The organism is Pseudoalteromonas aurantia 208 (assembly GCF_014858725.1).
Taxonomy (GTDB): domain Bacteria; phylum Pseudomonadota; class Gammaproteobacteria; order Enterobacterales; family Alteromonadaceae; genus Pseudoalteromonas; species Pseudoalteromonas aurantia.
The window spans coordinates 1,793,953-1,811,286 of sequence record NZ_AQGV01000012.1 but is presented as its reverse complement, the minus strand read 5'-3'; the positions used below and the strand labels follow the sequence as shown (position 1 = coordinate 1,811,286).

Annotated in this window: 12 protein-coding genes and 1 pseudogene; 8 read left to right on the top strand and 5 right to left on the bottom strand. The window is 41.0% G+C overall.

Annotation, left to right across the window (positions count from 1 at the left end; genetic code table 11):
- Window positions 1-5: 5 nt before the first annotated feature.
- Entirely contained in the window at window positions 6-1,421 is a 1,416-nt protein-coding gene (locus tag PAUR_RS11620) for an FAD-dependent oxidoreductase (protein ID WP_192507905.1), read from the top strand.
- Between the two features lie 85 nt (window positions 1,422-1,506).
- Here the strand turns inward: PAUR_RS11620 and recN are convergent, their stop codons facing one another.
- The 3 genes from recN to nadK all read right to left on the bottom strand — a co-directional run bounded on the left by recN (window position 1,507) and on the right by nadK (window position 4,809).
- Window positions 1,507-3,183, bottom strand: coding sequence for a DNA repair protein RecN (gene recN, locus PAUR_RS11615; protein WP_192507904.1), 1,677 nt, complete (start codon window positions 3,181-3,183; stop codon window positions 1,507-1,509).
- A 93-nt stretch (window positions 3,184-3,276) separates the two neighbouring features.
- On the bottom strand, window positions 3,277-3,861 hold the full coding sequence (locus tag PAUR_RS11610) for a hypothetical protein (RefSeq protein ID WP_192507903.1): 585 nt from the start codon (window positions 3,859-3,861) through the stop codon (window positions 3,277-3,279).
- Between the two features lie 63 nt (window positions 3,862-3,924).
- Window positions 3,925-4,809, bottom strand: coding sequence for an NAD(+) kinase (gene nadK / locus PAUR_RS11605; RefSeq protein ID WP_192507902.1), 885 nt, complete (start codon window positions 4,807-4,809; stop codon window positions 3,925-3,927).
- 88 nt (window positions 4,810-4,897) lie between these two features.
- Between nadK and PAUR_RS11600 the strand changes: the two are divergent.
- Window positions 4,898-5,829: pseudogene (locus PAUR_RS11600) on the top strand (HrcA family transcriptional regulator).
- A gap of 58 nt (window positions 5,830-5,887) precedes the next feature.
- Window positions 5,888-6,484: a nucleotide exchange factor GrpE gene (grpE, locus tag PAUR_RS11595; RefSeq protein WP_192507901.1), complete on the top strand. Its 597-nt coding sequence runs from the start codon at window positions 5,888-5,890 to the stop codon at window positions 6,482-6,484.
- 20 nt (window positions 6,485-6,504) lie between these two features.
- On the opposite strand, the gene PAUR_RS11590 is transcribed toward grpE, so the two are convergent.
- Complete coding sequence (locus PAUR_RS11590; RefSeq protein ID WP_192507900.1) at window positions 6,505-7,713, bottom strand: Bcr/CflA family efflux MFS transporter; 1,209 nt, start codon at window positions 7,711-7,713, stop codon at window positions 6,505-6,507.
- 218 nt (window positions 7,714-7,931) lie between these two features.
- On the opposite strand from PAUR_RS11590, the gene PAUR_RS11585 reads away from it, so the two are divergent.
- Window positions 7,932-8,729, top strand: a complete 798-nt coding sequence (locus tag PAUR_RS11585; RefSeq protein ID WP_192507899.1) for a M48 family metallopeptidase — start codon at window positions 7,932-7,934, stop codon at window positions 8,727-8,729.
- On the opposite strand, the gene PAUR_RS11580 is transcribed toward PAUR_RS11585, so the two are convergent.
- Window positions 8,717-12,679, bottom strand: a complete 3,963-nt coding sequence (locus PAUR_RS11580) for a response regulator (protein WP_192507898.1) — start codon at window positions 12,677-12,679, stop codon at window positions 8,717-8,719. The genes PAUR_RS11585 and PAUR_RS11580 overlap by 13 nt on opposite strands.
- A 142-nt stretch (window positions 12,680-12,821) precedes the next feature.
- Here PAUR_RS11580 and PAUR_RS11575 point away from each other — a divergent pair, with 142 nt between their 5' ends.
- The 4 genes from PAUR_RS11575 to nagA all read left to right on the top strand — a co-directional run bounded on the left by PAUR_RS11575 (window position 12,822) and on the right by nagA (window position 17,304).
- Entirely contained in the window at window positions 12,822-13,946 is a 1,125-nt protein-coding gene (locus PAUR_RS11575) for a hybrid sensor histidine kinase/response regulator (RefSeq protein ID WP_192507897.1), read from the top strand.
- Window positions 13,947-14,108: 162 nt separating this feature from the next.
- A complete protein-coding gene (locus tag PAUR_RS11570) occupies window positions 14,109-14,951 on the top strand; it encodes an isopenicillin N synthase family dioxygenase (protein ID WP_192507896.1) in 843 nt (280 codons plus the stop codon).
- Window positions 14,952-15,267: 316 nt separating this feature from the next.
- Window positions 15,268-16,179, top strand: coding sequence for an N-acetylglucosamine kinase (gene nagK, locus PAUR_RS11565; RefSeq protein WP_192507895.1), 912 nt, complete (start codon window positions 15,268-15,270; stop codon window positions 16,177-16,179).
- A complete protein-coding gene (nagA, locus tag PAUR_RS11560) occupies window positions 16,180-17,304 on the top strand; it encodes an N-acetylglucosamine-6-phosphate deacetylase (protein ID WP_192507894.1) in 1,125 nt (374 codons plus the stop codon).
- Window positions 17,305-17,334 lie beyond the last annotated feature (30 nt).

Sequence of the window (17,334 nt, the reverse complement as noted above, 5' to 3'; positions counted from 1 at the left end):
GAAGTATGAGCGAAAATGTGTATCAGTTTATTGACGTACAACGAGTAGACCCGAGAAAAAAACCAATTTCTACTCGAAAGCAATCATTTGTTGAAATTTATGAACCATTCTCAACAAATCAAGTTAACTCTCAATCGGACCGTTGCTTAGATTGTGGTAATCCGTATTGCGAGTGGAAGTGCCCAGTACACAATTATATTCCACAATGGCTAAAGTTAATTCGTACCGGCAGGATAATTGAAGCGGCGGAATTGTCTCATAGAACAAATAGTTTACCGGAAGTATGTGGCCGAGTGTGTCCGCAAGATCGCTTGTGTGAGGGCGCATGTACACTCAATGAAGAATTTGGTGCTGTGACTATCGGTAATATTGAGAAATACATTACAGATACGGCATTTGCACAAGGCTGGAAACCAGACATGTCGTATGTTGTGTGGACAGACAAAAAAGTTGCTGTTATTGGCGCTGGTCCTGCTGGGTTAGGCTGTGCAGATATACTCGTGCGTAATGGTGTTAAACCGGTGGTGTTTGATAGAAATCCTGAAATAGGGGGATTGCTAACTTTTGGGATACCATCTTTTAAGCTTGAAAAGTCAGTCATGGAGAAACGCCGAGAAATTTTCACTGAAATGGGCGTTGAGTTTAGATTAAATACCGAGATTGGCACTGATATTACCATGGATGATCTCCTTAGTGAGTACGATGCGGTATTTGTAGGCGTTGGGACATATCAGAGTATGCGCGGAGGTCTAGAGAATGAAGATGCGATGGGTGTTCATGATGCTTTGCCATTTTTAATAGGCAATACCAATCGTGTTATGAGCTATGACGAGTCTAAGCAACCTTATATTGATATGGCTGGCAAAAAAGTAGTGGTTTTAGGAGGGGGAGATACAGCGATGGATTGTGTACGAACCTCGGTACGTCATGGGGCTACAAAAGTCACCTGTGCCTATCGTCGAGATGAAGAGAACATGCCTGGCTCTCGACGTGAAGTAAAAAATGCCAAAGAAGAAGGTATTGAGTTTCAATTTAATGTTCAGCCAAAAGGGATAGTATTAGACAGTAACGGCAATGTGGCTGGTGTGAAAATGATTAAAACGCAGCTAGGTGATGCGGATGAAAATGGTCGTCGTCGGGCTCAGGAAGTGGAAGGCTCTGAACATGTTTTAGATGCTGATGCTGTGTTGGTTGCATTTGGATTTAAACCACATAGCTTAGACTGGTTATCACAGTATGATGTGCAAATTAATAGCTGGGGGGGCATAGAAGCACCGGAACAGGGCGCTTATACCCATCAAACTAGCAACCCAAAAATCTTTGCAGGAGGGGACGCCGTGAGAGGCTCAGACCTCGTTGTGACTGCTATTTTTGAAGGGCGCAACGCAGCGGAAGGTATTTTAGATTATTTAGAAGTTTAGTTTGTACTACCCTGGAGACAATAAGGCCCTTAATTGGGCCTTATTTTTTGTATTCACAAATTGGTTTGGCTGGTACTGTTTGGTGCTATGCGCTTTGTACTAGGAGTAACTCTTCAGCACTGGCTTTTGTTGTATCACTTATTTTATTTCCCCCGATAAGCCGCGCGATTTCTGCAATGCGCTTAGAGTGTTCAAGGGCTTCCATAGAAGTAAACGTTTGCCCATTTTTCACTGTTTTTGCGACAAACTGTTGTTGATGTCCACTACAGGCGACTTGCGGTAAATGTGTTACACAGATCACCTGGGTAGAGTCTCCGAGTTGTCGTAGTAGTTTACCAACTTGTGAAGCTGTGGGCCCAGAGATCCCTACATCCACTTCATCAAAAATAAGTGTCGGTGTTGTCACTCGTTGTGCAATAATAACTTGGATTGCCAAGCTGATCCGAGAAAGCTCGCCACCAGACGCCACTTTGCCAAGTGGCTGTAAAGGTTGCCCTGGGTTTGTTGAGACTAAAAACTCAATGTTATCAAAGCCTGAGCTATTAGGTTTTTGTTGTGGCACTTGTTGTAGTTCAATTGAAAAACGACCATTGTCCATTGATAGCGAATACATGCTTTGAGAAATTAAAGCATTGAGTTTGGCTGCTGCTTTACAGCGACTGTCGCTTAATGAGCGTGCAGCGACTTGATATGCATGTAATGAATCCGCAATCTCTATTTCTAAGTCATCAATGCGTGCAGAATCTGAGCTGATACTTTGTAATTCATCGCACAACTGCTGATGAAACTCATACAGTTCCTGAGGTTTTATATGATGTTTTCGAGATAAGTCCATAGCTTGAGAAAGCCGAGACTCGACATCTTGCAGGCGCATGGGGTCTTGTTCGATATTTTCGCTATAGCTACGTAGCTCTCTACATGCCTCTTCAACTTGCACAGCTGCTTCATCAAGCATTTGTGCTATAGGTTCTAAAGCTTGGTCGTAACCAGTTAAATCAACAAATTGTTGCACACTTTGCTGTAACTGGCTTAATACTGTTTGTTCATCTCGTTCATATAAGTGTTGTAACTCTCGTTGACACGTCTCAATAATTGTTTGGCTATTACTGAGTTTACTATGTTCGACTTCGATAGCTTCATACTCATCCTGTGCGATTGCAAACTCGTTCAACTCGGCCACTTGATATTCAAGCAATTGCTGACGTGCGGCCTGTGCATGTTGTTGCTTTAGCAGCTCGCTATGCTCACGTTGTAATTTATTGAAGTGAATGTACTGAGTTCTAACTGCATTAATGAGTGGCGTGTGGCCAGCATAAGAATCCAATAGATGCAGTTGGTGTTCTGGTTTAAGTAGTAACTGATGGGCATGTTGGCCGTGAATTGAAATGAGGTACTGACCAAGTTCTCTAAGTTGGCTGGCAGTAACAGAAATGCCATTAATATAGCTTTTACTGCGGCCAGTTTTACTAATGACTCGACGTAAAATACAATCTTCATCGTCGTTGTTAAGCATATGCTCAGATAAAAACTGTTGTGCAATAGGAAGCTGGCTAATATCAAAATGAGCGCTTATTTGTGCTTTATCGGCACTTGGACGAACCGCGGCAGGATCAGCACGTTCACCGAGACATAACGATAAGGCATCTATTGCAATTGACTTACCAGCACCGGTTTCACCAGTGATGGCAGTCATACCAGCGTGCCACTCGATATTGAGGGCACTTACGATAGCGAAGTCATTGACTTCCAAATTGGTTAACATACTGTGTATCCAAACAGTTATTTACTGTTAATTTATACAGTGTTTATAATAAATGCAACCTGAAAATAGATTTTATTAAGTCGTTAACCTAAATTATTGAGCTATAGCCGCAGCCTTTTGTGTGGTGTCTTTTTCTGTCTCTTGTTCACTCTCTAATTGCACAGCATCTTGGCCGTCAGTAAGCTCTTCACTTTGCGGTGTACTAGGGCCTTGGTCTGGGGTTTTTATCATGACAATTAATGCAGGTAGAATCTCATGATAGAATTCTTTATTAAAGGCAATCCCCGAGCTAGGGAGTTCAGCAACAAAATACTGTAACTGATCGGCGAGCAAGTCAATATTGCCCGTTTCACGGCATTTGTTTAATTCAAAAACCACAGACATAACAAACTGCTCGGCAACACGCTCAAGTTGATCAAGATTTTCTTCAGTATGAGGCTGAACAACGAAAAAATTACCGACAATAGCGTTAATTTTAGGAGAGTATTTTGGACGCAGTGCTTTTGCGTCAACAAACTCTGCAGTTCTAGATTTAAATTGAGATGTGATATTTTTTAATCGATCATTGAATATTTTTTTCTCAGCGTCTCTGGCCTTTTTACGATTATTTTCAATAACCACATAGACACCTAATAAGGTAATAAGTAATACCAAGGTAGAAAAAACAATGTAGCTCATAATTCTTATAATTTCCTAATTTAGAAAAATGCTAATTTGCTATTGTGCGTCATCTCTATAGCATTAGTAAAGCCTACTACCCCAATTTAATTTTTGTCTAAGAACATTGTAGTAGGAATATGATTTCGGGTGGATTAAGCGCAATTTTTTATCTGCTTTTTTTATCACTACTTCATCACCGGGCAATACAGCCAGTACTACGTGACTGTCACAACTCACTTGTAAACTGTCAGTATTTGATAAACTTAGTTTGAGCCTGACTTGCTTATCTGCATCCACGACTAAAGGTCTGCTTGAGAGTGTATGTGGAAACATAGGCACCAACGCCATTGCATTGAGCTCAGGTGTTAAAATTGGCCCACCGCCTGATAATGAATAAGCTGTAGATCCTGTTGGTGTTGATACTATCAGTCCATCGGAACGTTGAGAAAACACAAATTCATCGTCAATGAACGCTTCAAACTCAATCATATGCGCGACTTTATCGGCATGTAAAACCGCTTCATTAACCGCAGAATTAGCACTTTTTAATTCCGCATGGCGGTAAACTTCAACTTCGAGCAAAAATCGAGACTCGGCAATAAACTCGCCTCGCAATACGGCTTCAAGGCTTGCTTCAAACCCATCAGGGCTCAAATCGGTGAGAAAGCCTAAGTTTCCGCGGTTTACGCCAATAACAGCAACATCAAAGCGTGCTAATACCCTTGCAGCGCCTAGCATATTACCATCGCCACCTACGACAATTGCTAAATCACATAAACGACCTAATTCGACAAGTTCTGTTAATGAGTTGTTGTTTATGGCGTCAATTTGGGCACCGACGCGAGATTCTACTAAAACCTCGTAACCTAATGCTTGCAAAAAGGTATATAAGCGTTGTAATGTCAACGCGGCGCCTTCATGGCTTGGTTTGCCGATTAAACCTATGGTTTTAAAAGGTGATGTCATCTTTATATAGCCCTTGTTCTTTATAGCGCAAGACTAACTGAAATCTTTGCTACTTGAAACTGACAATTAACGTCACCATTAAAATAATATGAAAATTACAGCACGTGACCAACAAATCTTTACAGCCGTTATGAGTCTTTACTGCGATAGCGAAGGTAGTCCCGTTGCATCGAGTAAAATAGCCAAGCAAAAGGGCATGGTCGTATGTTCTGCAACGGTTCGAAATGTGATGGCAAGGCTTGAGCGAGAAGGGCTATTATATTCACCTCACACGTCAGCTGGCCGAGTGCCCACTGAGGCAGGTTTTCGATACTGGTTTGAGGAATTAAAGTAGGGGCTTATTGGCAGCCACAACAAACGCAGCTGGTTGAGTTTGCCCATGGTTTAAGTCAAAAGTATCAAGTGTGTTGTTGTGTAGGCTTGCCGCAGGCGAGTTCTCGATTGGTATTTAGGGTTGAGGTTTTAGGCTTTGATAGTATGACTTGGCTTGTGTTATTGATTGATAAGGCAGGGCAGTCTCATAATATTTGTATTAGAAAGCCAGAAAACGATACCGATGCACTACGTTACCAATTTGCCGCGTGGATGAATACGGTATTTAGTCAACAAACGTTGATCGAAGGCCTTTATCGAATGAAGGCAATGGCAAACTGTGCTCCGCCACAGTGCCATGATCAACTGGCGCAATGGACTCGAGAGCTGAATCAACAGTTGGGTACAGATAATAGTATTGTCGTTGGAGAGCGATATTTATACCAAGGCCTTGAGCTCGAGGGAGAACTCAATATTGGGGTGCCATTTTTACATGAGGTGGAAGACCGGCTGGCATTCAAAAATGGCATATCAGTTCTCTATGCCAACGAACTTAACACTCTAAACATTGAAGACTCCTTAATCTTGAGTTTGCCTTACTTTACTGAGGGTGAGTATCAGAGTCGCTTTTGTATAATTTGTCCAGTATATGCGCCCATAGAAGCAATCATTGGAGAATTTTCTAAAATTGAGAGTTTTGGGACTTGAATCTAAGAATTCAATCCCCATAATTAGCCACAATTGTAAAGAATCGGAGAAGTTTTACATGTCTGAGCAAAATAATGCCACTGAACATGAGCAAGAAATTGTAGAGCCAGTTGAGCACGTCGACTCAGTTGAAGAAGTTGAAGTAAACGAAGTTGAAGCTGAACTAAGCCCTGAAGAAGAAATAGCGGGTCTATACGCTGAGCTTGAAGCAACGAAGCAGCAAGTGATTGATCAAAAAGATAGTGTTGTCCGTGCTGCGGCTGATATTGAGAATATGCGTCGTCGCGCAGCTCAGGATGTTGAGAAGGCACACAAATTTGCTTTAGAAAAGTTTGCAAATGAGCTATTACCTGTCATTGACAATTTAGAGCGTGCGATTGAGTTTTCAGATAAAGAAAATGAAACGCTGAAGCCCGTTCTTGAAGGCATCGATATGACATTAAAAAGCTTTGCAGATGCAGTCGCTAAGTTTGGTGTTGAGACGGTTAACCCTCAAGGTGAAACGTTCAACCCCGAATTTCATCAAGCGATGTCTATTCAGCCAAGTAATGATGTTTCACCTAATACAGTACTTGCTGTTATGCAAAAAGGCTACACCTTAAACGGACGCTTATTACGCCCGGCAATGGTTATGGTGTCTAAAGAAGCTGAATAAATATTGAAAAAGGTATATAACTAGGCCGGTTCTCCGGCCTTTTTTGTATCTGGCAAAAAACGTCGTTGTTGAATTTGACATAGCCCAGCGAGTATTACAGCTGAAAACATCAGTGCAGCGAATGGAATGGTATTTTGTGGCTGTATGAGCGCGAGAAGAGGACCTATTAATGTGCCACTGCCAAACCGTAGTGTGCCGATCACAGCGGTTGCCGTTCCCGTATGTTTTTCAAATGCAATTAAGATTAGTGCATCAGCATTACTTGCTGTGATCCCTAAGCTCATCATAAGCGGCGCAATCGCACTGGCAAGTATCCACACAGATACACCGTAAATACTAAGCACTAATACAGATATCCCTGAAACTAAGCCAATTAATAGGCCAATATAGAGCATTTTTCTGGATCCAATCTTGGGAACGAGTCTGGTATTGAGAAAGTTACCAAACATCAAGGCAATTATATTCAGCGCGAAGAGCATTCCAAATAATTGCTCAGATACTTGATAGTAGTCTAGATAAATAAATGGGACAGATGTTAAAAAACAAAAAAAAGCAAATGATACGAGCATTGACGTTAATATATCGTGGCGAGATGATCTATTAGAAAAAACAGTCAGATAGTTGCGAGTAAAAAAATGAAGTGTCATTTTATCGTTTGTAAACCGAGGGACATCAATACTGACAGTGAGTGTAATGATAAGTATGGTAATAGCATACCCTGTTAATACAAAGAATATGGCACTCCAATGCCAGACAAGCATCAACATAGCACCGAGTGAGGGGGCAACCAGTGGGGCCACCATCATGATCATTGACACATATGACATGCCCTTGGCAGTGTTTTCTTTGTAATAATGTCTAATTACGCCAGGGACAACGACAGAGGCTGCGGCGCCAAAAAAAGCTTGGAGGATTCTTAATATACAAAAAACTTGGATGTCCTGTGTGATTGCAAGTGCTGCAGAGGTCATTGCAAAACCGAGTAACCCAATTTGAGTAAGACGAGTTCGTGAAAACCTATCGGCAAGTGGGCCAAAAACCATCATCCCAAGCGCATACCCACCTAAGTAACTGCTTAAAGAAACCTGAACGTTTTCCAGGTCGGTGTTAAGATCAGATGCAATCACCAACATGGCTGGTAAATATAAATCAATCGCCAGAGGTGTGAGTGCCACAATACTTGCGAGCAAAGGTAATAAGAATCGGCCGAGAGGGTGTTCTAGAGTCATTGGTTATGCTTTATTTTCACACGGTTTTCAATAGTAACAAATTCTCCCTAAATTAGGTTGATATGAGGTGAATGGTTTTAAGGTTTTAACTTTTGGGCAATTAAAGATAAATTGGCGATTCAGGTGTCTGAATGCATAAAAAAGTATGAGCTTACCGCTTGAGTCAAATCATAGATGTTTTAAACTAGAGCAATAAATGACATAACTTGGATAATAATATGAAACAAATACTGTTGATCGTTGGAATTGTTTTAGTGATTGCAGGGTGCAAGACTTCCCCGACAGGCCGGACTCAAATCGCACTTTATTCAGATCAAAAAATGAATGAAATGGGATCTGCGAGTTTTGAACAAATGAAAAAAGAGCAAACAATAGAAGATGATCCTGTAACAAATGCGTATGTAAAGTGTATAGCTAATCATCTTATTGCTGAATTACCCAGTAATTATGCAAACCAGCAATGGGAAGTGGTCGTATTCAAGGAACCAAGTGCAAATGCGTTTGCTTTACCGGGAGGTAAAATTGGGGTGCACACAGGCTTACTTAAGGTGGCAAAAAATCAGCATCAATTAGCTGCAGTCATGGGACATGAAGTTGGTCATGTAATTGCAGAGCATTCAAATGAGCGAGTATCTCAGAATAGCTTGTTGCAATTTGGTCTTCAAGCGAGTAGTACCGCGCTGCAAATGGGGAATGTTGAGTACCGAAATGCAATTATGCAGGGGTTAGGACTGGGTGCACAATACGGTGTGGCTCTACCATTTGGACGAACCCACGAAAGTGAAGCGGACGTAATAGGGCTTGAACTCATGGCAAAGGCGGGCTTTGAACCTGAAGGGTCGGTAGCATTATGGGAAAATATGGAAGCCGCATCATCGGGGAACCGTCCACCAGAGTTTATGTCAACGCACCCAGCTCCACAGAGTCGCATTGATAACTTAAGCTCGAAAATGGGAGGTGCGTCACAATTAAAAAGAGCGGCATGGCAATTGGGTAAAAAACCTCAGTGCATGTAGGTTGAACTACCTTTAGAAATTTTACTCTGTACTTTTGTCAGCGCAACCTGTGCTTGTGTAAACTCAAATCGAGCAATGAGTGTTTTAAGTTCATCGAGTTCTTCGGAACTTAAATACTCATTGCTGGTTAATTGCAAAACAATATCAGAGGCATTGGTATCAAACTCTTGCAATGCTTGAGCAAGCTTTTCTAAAATTTGTATTGAGTCAGGTTCATGAACTGTGCCCGTATTATCATGCAGCTGCTGAGCAATTACTCGAGGGCATAGTACCAGTGCTCTGCGAACAAACTCTATCATCCCGTCAATGTCATCTATGTTAACAGTCATCGTTTTTAACTGACTTTCTAGCGATTTTGCTTTGTCTGTAATGAAGTATATTGACAAGTTTGCCGCTGCGCCTTTAATCGCATGAAGGATGTTTGCGGCGAGATCATAATTTGCAATGGCGATAGCTTGCTTGAGGTTTATAAGTTCCTCCACTTGTTGTGATAAAAAGGTGGTGAGGATATTGAAATATATTTGTTGATTTCCAGCAGCTCGTTCTATGCCTTCTTCAATGTTAATCCCATTTATAAGTTGCTCAGAGGACGCCTCGTCGAGGGTATCAAATGTAGCTTCATCTGATGATGATATTTGTGTTTGAGCTGTATTGTCAGGCTTTAGAGGAGAGGCATATTGTTGAATTTTACTTATCATTGTGGGCACATCGATGGGTTTAGCGATATGGTCGTTCATACCGGCGTCAAGGCAGTGGGAAATATCTTCTTGCATTGCATTGGCTGTCATCGCGATAATCGGAAGGTCACGTTCGTTTTTAAATTTACGAATTTCTTTTGAAGCTTGAATACCGCCCATATTGGGCATTTGCATATCCATTAAAACAATATGGAAGATATCTTCTTCGAGTTGTTTTAAAGCCTCTATACCATCGTTTGCCACTTTAACGTTCGCACCATAGCTTGATAAAATTTCGACTGCTATCTCTTGATTCACAGGCTGATCTTCCGCTAATAGTATAGTAATACCTGCTAAGCAATGAGGATGGCTGGCTATTTTGTTTTGCTGTGTGCTCTCGTGTGTATAAGTCCCTAAGCAACCGGCGAGTGTATCGAATAAATGAGAGGCGCTCACAGGCTTTAATATCACTCCATCAATTATTGACTTTTCGTGTTCTTTTAGCTCGAGCTCTCTACCATAGGCGGTTGTTAATAACACCTTGGTTTGATTGAGCAGTTGTCGTTTGTTTAGTATTTCAATGGCTGTCAGACCGTCTAACTCCGGCATCTGCCAATCTATAATCATAGCATCATAAGGATGCTTAGCTTTAATGATCATATTAATTGCATCGGTGGCATTGGATGCACAAGATACAGACGCATTCATGTTACTGAGCATGCCGAACAGAACTTCTTTAGCGTGTTCGTTATCGTCAACAATTAAGATCTTTCTAGGCCCATTGAGGCGGGGTACATCTTTGTTCGTGATTGTTTCATTGAGAGGAAGCTCTAGCGTGAAAGAGAAAGTTGAGCCCTGACCATTAGAACTCTCAACATAGATCTCGCCTCCCATAAGTTTGACCAATTGCTGTGAGATGGTTAAACCCAAACCTGTGCCGCCATATTTTCTGGTTATTGATGAGTCGGCTTGAGAAAATGACTTAAAGAGTTTTTTCTGTTGTTGGGGATTCATGCCAATGCCTGTATCGATAACAGAAAAAGTGAGCTTTGAAATTTTTTCGGTTGTTTCAAGTTGGCGAATTTGGATGGTGACTGTGCCTTGGTCTGTAAATTTAACGGCATTGCCTGCAAGATTGATTAGAACCTGGCTTAATCGCAAGGGATCGCCCATCAGGTTATTTGGAATGTTTGGAGGTACATCAAAAATTAATTCCAGTCGTTTCTCCTGTGCTTTAATGGCAATGATGGTTGTCACATTCTCTAAAAGTTTGTCTAACTCAAATGGGGTGTTTTCTATTTCAACTTTACCCGCATCAATTTTTGAGAAATCTAGAATGTCATTTATTAGTCTGAGTAGTTGTTTTGCAGCCACATCGATTTTATGCACGTAATTATGTTGTTTAGGATTTAGATCCGTATTTAGTGCTAGATGAGCCATCCCTATAATCGCATTCATAGGGGTGCGGATCTCATGGCTCATATTCGCTAAAAACTCCCCTTTGACTTGTGCAGAACGGTCGGCCACTTCTTTAGACGCTAGCAGCTCTCTTTCTAGCTCATTTCTTTGCGTCACATCAAGGAACATACCCACAATACCAGCGACTTGGCCCTGGCTATCAAAGAAAGGGGCTTCATAGACGATGAGTTCAACGGCATTGTCGTGTCCATCTAGTGTTATAAGTTCATAAACAACATTTATTTGATTTTGGAATATGGTTTGGGCTTGATCATAAAATAAGCTGGCGGTTCCAGAATCAAACACATCGTTAAGTGATGATCCGATAACATCGACTTCGAATTGATTGAGAAACTGTAAAAACGCTCTATTAATACCCATGAAGGTGCCATTTTCATCTCGGTAGTATGTGGGATTCGGAATTGCATTAACGATATGATGGGTAAGCTCTAGCTGTTGTGAGAGTGCAGTTTTAATTTCTTGTTGCTTTAAATTATGACTGCTAATCTCCATCGAGACAGCAAGCTCACGACTAATTTGATCTAGTCCATCAAGTTGCTCATCACTTAACTTGAACACACAGCCAATGTATAAAATGCCTATACAGCGATCACTAACTAGCAGAGGTAATAAATGAATTTCAGCTAACTGTAGCGGCTGCTCTTCGAGCATAATGATAAAGTTCTGGTCAGTTGAGGATAAGTGTTGGCGTTGACTTGTTTTTACGGTTGCTTTTATATAAGGAGATGCTTCGTCAAAACAAGGTTTTGCTCCTGTAAAGTCGAACAATTGAAAGCGGTCTTCTTCAATGGTGAAAATACCACAACTTGGCGCTTGATATTCTAATGCAACAAATTGAAGCGACTCTTTAACCACATCATTAAATAGATTCTTTCCCCGTAATGACGTGCTGTATTTTTCGATGCTACTTGCAGCATGAATTTTACGGTTTAACTGGTTAAGTGTACTATTAAATTCGCGGGCTAACGTGCCTAATTCACCCGGTAAATTAGGGGGGAGTTGTAAGGCATAGCTTTTTTTGTTACCGGACACCGCAATGGCTTTATGTATTTGCCTCAACGGCAGGAAATAGCGAACTCTGAGCATGATGTAAGATATTAAAAACATTAAGAATATGAGTGTAAAGCAGGCAATTAAAAGCATTTTATTGAGGTTAGTTTGTTGAGTTAACGCGTCTCTGTGAAGGCTTTTTCTTATGCCTATTACATTACTGGCATGGGCTATTGCATTCATGATTTTTGCTTTTTCTTTTAAATATGGTTGGCCAAACACAATATTTTGCGCTGCAATTTTCCCGCTGTGAGTGTCAGACGAAATAAGGGCAAATGCTTGCTCTTCGAGTTTCACTAATTGTTCTGATGTTTCAAGTGCAATGGTGAGGTTATATATTTCTTCTTGTTGAATACCTGTGTTGGCCATACGCTCAATAATGGAAGGGTGGCTTTTTTCATCTAAAGAATTACTGAGGTGTCTTACAGAGCTTCTAGCTAAGTTATCCCAGTAATTAATAGGATCTTTTGGGGGGGCAAAGTAACCATTTCGAACGGCCAAAACATGATTGAATAAAATAAGCCATTGAGGTTCACCTGTTACTGAATAACTGCGCGCATAGCTTGTCAGCAAATCAGAACTTAACTTCAGTTCACCGGTTAAATTTTGTAATGTATTGATTGCGCTGAGGGTACGAACTTCTTGTTTTGATATATGAAAAGAGTATAGCATCGTGCTGAGCAGCAGTATCAACAAAAAGCCCATTGAATAAAACAATAAGTTAACTAACAACTTTGCTCTCATTTAATAACTTTACTTTTTAAATGCCCTGACCTAAACCATAGTCCGCAATACATTTTTCACAAGAAAACGATAAAGATAGCATGTACTGAGCAATCAGAATGTATTTGGCTATACTTCTATTCATTAGACTTAGGGAAATAGTATGTTTGATATATTAATAGTGGATGATATTGCAGAAAACCTGCAGGTGTTGCAGCTTATTCTTAAATGTCCACGTTTTAGAATTAGAGCGGCGACAAGCGGACATACGGCGTTGCAATTAATTGATAATCAAACCCCCGATTTAATTATCACAGATATTAAAATGCCGAAAATGAGTGGGGTAGATTTATGCCGAATATTGAAGTCAAATAAGGCCACATCACATATCCCAATTGTATTTGTCAGTGCATATACAGATACCGAAAATATTGTTGAGGCATTAGAAGTTGGCGGTGTCGACTATATAAGTAAGCCTTTTCGACCGGCTGAAATTAATGCCCGGGTAAACACTCAAATAAAACTGCTTGAAGTAAATGCGTTGCAGGTTAAACGCCAGCTGTCGGATGCACTGAACAAAATGGTCATAGGCGTCGCCCATGAAATCAATACGCCTTTAGGGACGGGGATCACTGCGGTTTCCCATTTATTGGCTCTGACACGTGAATTAGTAGATGCATTCGAACAACAAACATTATCACAAAACATGCTTTCTGACTCACTGATTCAGTCTTGTGAGAGCATTAAGTTGTGCGAGAGAAGCTTAGGCCGAGTTGCTGAGTTCGTTAATTTACTAAAAACGATATCAAAAGCTGAGTCGCCAGCACAGCCTGGCCGGTGTGATTTTGTGGAAGTGATGGAGCAATTGGTTTCACAATATTGTATTGATGATACGGGCGTTGAGTTTAAATTGACTTCTCAAAGCAAAAATATGCCTATGTCTTTGGATGCCAATTTGGTGCAGTTAGTGATGAGCAACATTATAGAAGACTCAATCTGTCATGGCCTTGTGGATAAAAAAGGACCTATAGAGATTAAGTTTGCCGTGGCTCATGAATTGTTAGAGATTCAATACTGCGATAATGGTGTTGGGCTTATTGACGTAACTGTTGATGAGTTACTCAAACCTTTTGTTACATCTCGCCGTGGCAATTTAGGTCATGTAGGATTGAGTGCGCCTGTGGCAGCTAATATTATCAGTGGCGCATTAGAAGGTGAATATAGCGTAGCCAGTACGGAGCGTGGTCTGCAATGGGTTATTCGGTTACCCATTGTAAATTTGAGCTAAATCAAACTACTTGTATTACCTGAGCGTAAAGAGGACAAAAGTCCTTATCTGATTTGGCTTATTTATCTATCCTCGCGAGCAATGATAGATTATTTAAATTGATCGCTTGAATGTATTATCAAGAGTGACCGGTTTATTACGCAACAATCTGGGTGGAACCATATGCAACAACTACCAACAGTCGATTATCGTGCTCCTGATGCAGCATCTCAATTTGTCGAATCTCTACGCAATACAGGGTTTGGTGTATTAAAAAACCACCCAATTCCGCAGTCATTAGTTGAGTCGATTTATGAAAACTGGCAGGTGTTTTTCAACTCTGAAGAAAAACACGATTATTTATTTAATAAAGCAACCCAAGATGGCTATTTCCCACCGGATGTATCGGAAGTTGCTAAAGGTTTTACCGTAAAGGATATCAAAGAGTATTTTCATGTTTACCCTAAGGGCCGTGTACCTGCACAACTAGATGCTGAAATCCGCGAGTACTATAGGTTAGCGAATGAGTTTGCTGCTGAGTTATTGAGTTGGGTACAGGCGCAAGCCCCAGAAGATGTTCGAGCAAAGTTTTCAATTGATCTTAAAGACATGATTGCGCAATCTGAGCAAACATTACTTAGAATCTTGCACTATCCACCAATGACAGGTGACGAAGAGCCAGGTGCAATTCGTGCCGCGGCGCATGGTGACATTAATTTACTGACAGTGTTACCAGCGTCTAATGAACCGGGTTTGCAGGTTCAAACCAAAGAGGGTGGCTGGTTAGATGTGCCTTGTGATTTTGGCTCATTAATTATTAATATTGGAGATATGTTGCAAGAGGCATCGGGTGGGTATTTTCCATCGACGATTCATCGTGTGATAAATCCAACAGGTAAAGGGTCATCAAAGTCACGTATTTCTTTACCGTTGTTTTTACACCCTCATCCTCAAGTGAAATTGTCAGAACGTTATACAGCCGACAGCTATTTGCAAGAGCGCTTAAGAGAATTAGGCGTGAAGTAATTTTATCTAAGCTTAGAAACCCAATCAATTTGATTGGGTTTTTTTATAGTTATTTTGGTTTAAAACATTGAGACTACTTGTCGACTCCGAGTTAGTTAAAATGGCATTTCTTTGGCTTATTTCAATAAATTAGGTAAATTTTCCCTGACAATAATGTCATTCTGTGCAATATTAGAATTTTTCAATGTGACGCATTTTTAAAAAAAATATAATGACAACGCTGTCATTTTGTGTGTAACATTAATTCAACATGACTGAACGCTCAGTAAATAAATAAATAAAATTGAGCAAAAACCCATTTTATAGAGGTCGCAACATGATGGCTAAACAGGTGCAACAAGACCAATTATATATAGGTATAGATGGCGGAGGAACAAAATGCCGCGCTACTATCTATTCTTTAGAGCATGGTGTGTTAGGCACTGGGCTAGGAGGTCCCGCAAACCCGTTGCACGGTCTTGAACGTACTCTAGAGTCAATTATGGTCTCTACCCAACTTGCATTACAAGATGCAGGCTTACATGTAGAGCAGGTTCACTCGTTAAATGCAGGTTTAGGTCTGGCTGGTGTAAATTTACCCGCTTTGTATGACAAAATAATGCAATGGGATCATCCATTCCAGCAAATGTTTTTAACAACAGACCTGCATACAGCTTGTATAGGTGCTCATGAGGGAGATGATGGCGCTGTAATAATAACAGGGACAGGGTCTTGTGGTTTTTCACTTGTCAATGGTCAAACAGTGAACTTTGGTGGTCATGGCTTTGCACAAGGTGATATGGGCAGTGGCGCGTGGATGGGATTAGAGGCTGTCAAAGCAGCATTACTAGATTTAGACAAGTTAGGTGAAACAACGTTATTATCCTCAATGTTAACTCAGCATTTTAATACGACAACGGCTATGGGCGTTGCTGAACAAATGGCCGGTCAACCGTCGAGTAGTTATGCTAAGTTAGCGCGGTTTGTATTTACAGCTGCAGAACAAGATGATGTTGTTGCACTCGCAATTGTAAAGCAAGGTGCAGATTACGTTAGTAACCTAGCGCGGCGCTTGCTTGAAAATAATCCCCCCCGATTATCGATGATAGGGGGACTTGCTGAGCCACTGAATAAATGGCTAGCACCAGAGATCGCTAATAGAGTTGAATTACCGAAACAGCCACCAGAGATGGGGGCAATATATTTTGCTATACACTCGGTCGAGCAGCAATTAAGTGAGGTAAAATAAATGGGTAGACAATTGTACCGTGCTAACAAGCTCTTTGACGGTGAAGGTTTTCTTAAAGATGTCGTTTTTGCAGTGGAGCATAATAAAGTAAGCTATCAGGTTGACGAATCGAGTCAGGATGTTATTGAATTAGATGGTTTGGTTGTACCTGGCTTCATCGATGTCCAAGTGAATGGTGGTGGTGGTGCATTTTTTAATGCTGCACAAACGACGGCGTGTTTAGGTAGAATGGTTGCTGCTCATGGTAAGTTCGGTTCCACGGCATTAATGCCCACTTTAATCACGGATAAAGTCGAAGTGATGGACAAGGCTGCTCAAGCAATAGCAGAAGCAATTGAGAGTTGTCAGGCTGGAGTTTTAGGCATTCACTTTGAAGGCCCTCATTTATCTCATCCGAAAAAAGGAACACATAGTGAGCAGTTTATTAGACCTATTTCTGAGTTAGAATTTGAGATTTATGCTCGTCAAGATTTAGGTGTGAAAATGGTTACTCTGGCACCTGAAACTGTACCATTGGCAGATATAGAGCGATTAATTAGCTTAGGTGTGAAGGTGTGCGTTGGGCACTCAAATGCAGATTTTCAGACGACGATGAATGCATTGCAAGTTGGTGTTGATGGGTTTACGCATTTGTTTAATGCGATGTCACCTTTTACGTCTAGAGAACCAGGAGTCGTCGGAGCGGCCTTGTGGGATGATAATTCATGGTGTGGGCTTATTGTTGATGGGCATCATGTTCATAGCACATCAGCAAAACTGGCTCTTCGTACCAAACAAAGAGGCAAGATACTTCTAGTCACAGATGCAATGCCACCTGTTGGTACCGATGATATGGAGTTTGACTTCTTTGATGGCAGAAAAGTAATTCGTACCGGAGATAGGCTAAACTCTACGACTGGAGAACTCGCTGGTAGTGTATTAGATATGGCAAGTGCAGTACGTAATACGGTTGATTCTTTAGACGTATCGCTTCCAGAAGCCCTAAGGATGGCTTCATTGTATCCTGCGCAGTATTTAAACCTAAAAAGTAAAGGACATTTACGTGAAGGTGCAGATGCTGATTTTGTTGTACTAGATGAACAGTTATTTGCGAAAGCAACATTTATTGCAGGAAGCCAGATTTAACACTCCCTGAGAAAAACCCCGCTGAAGTAA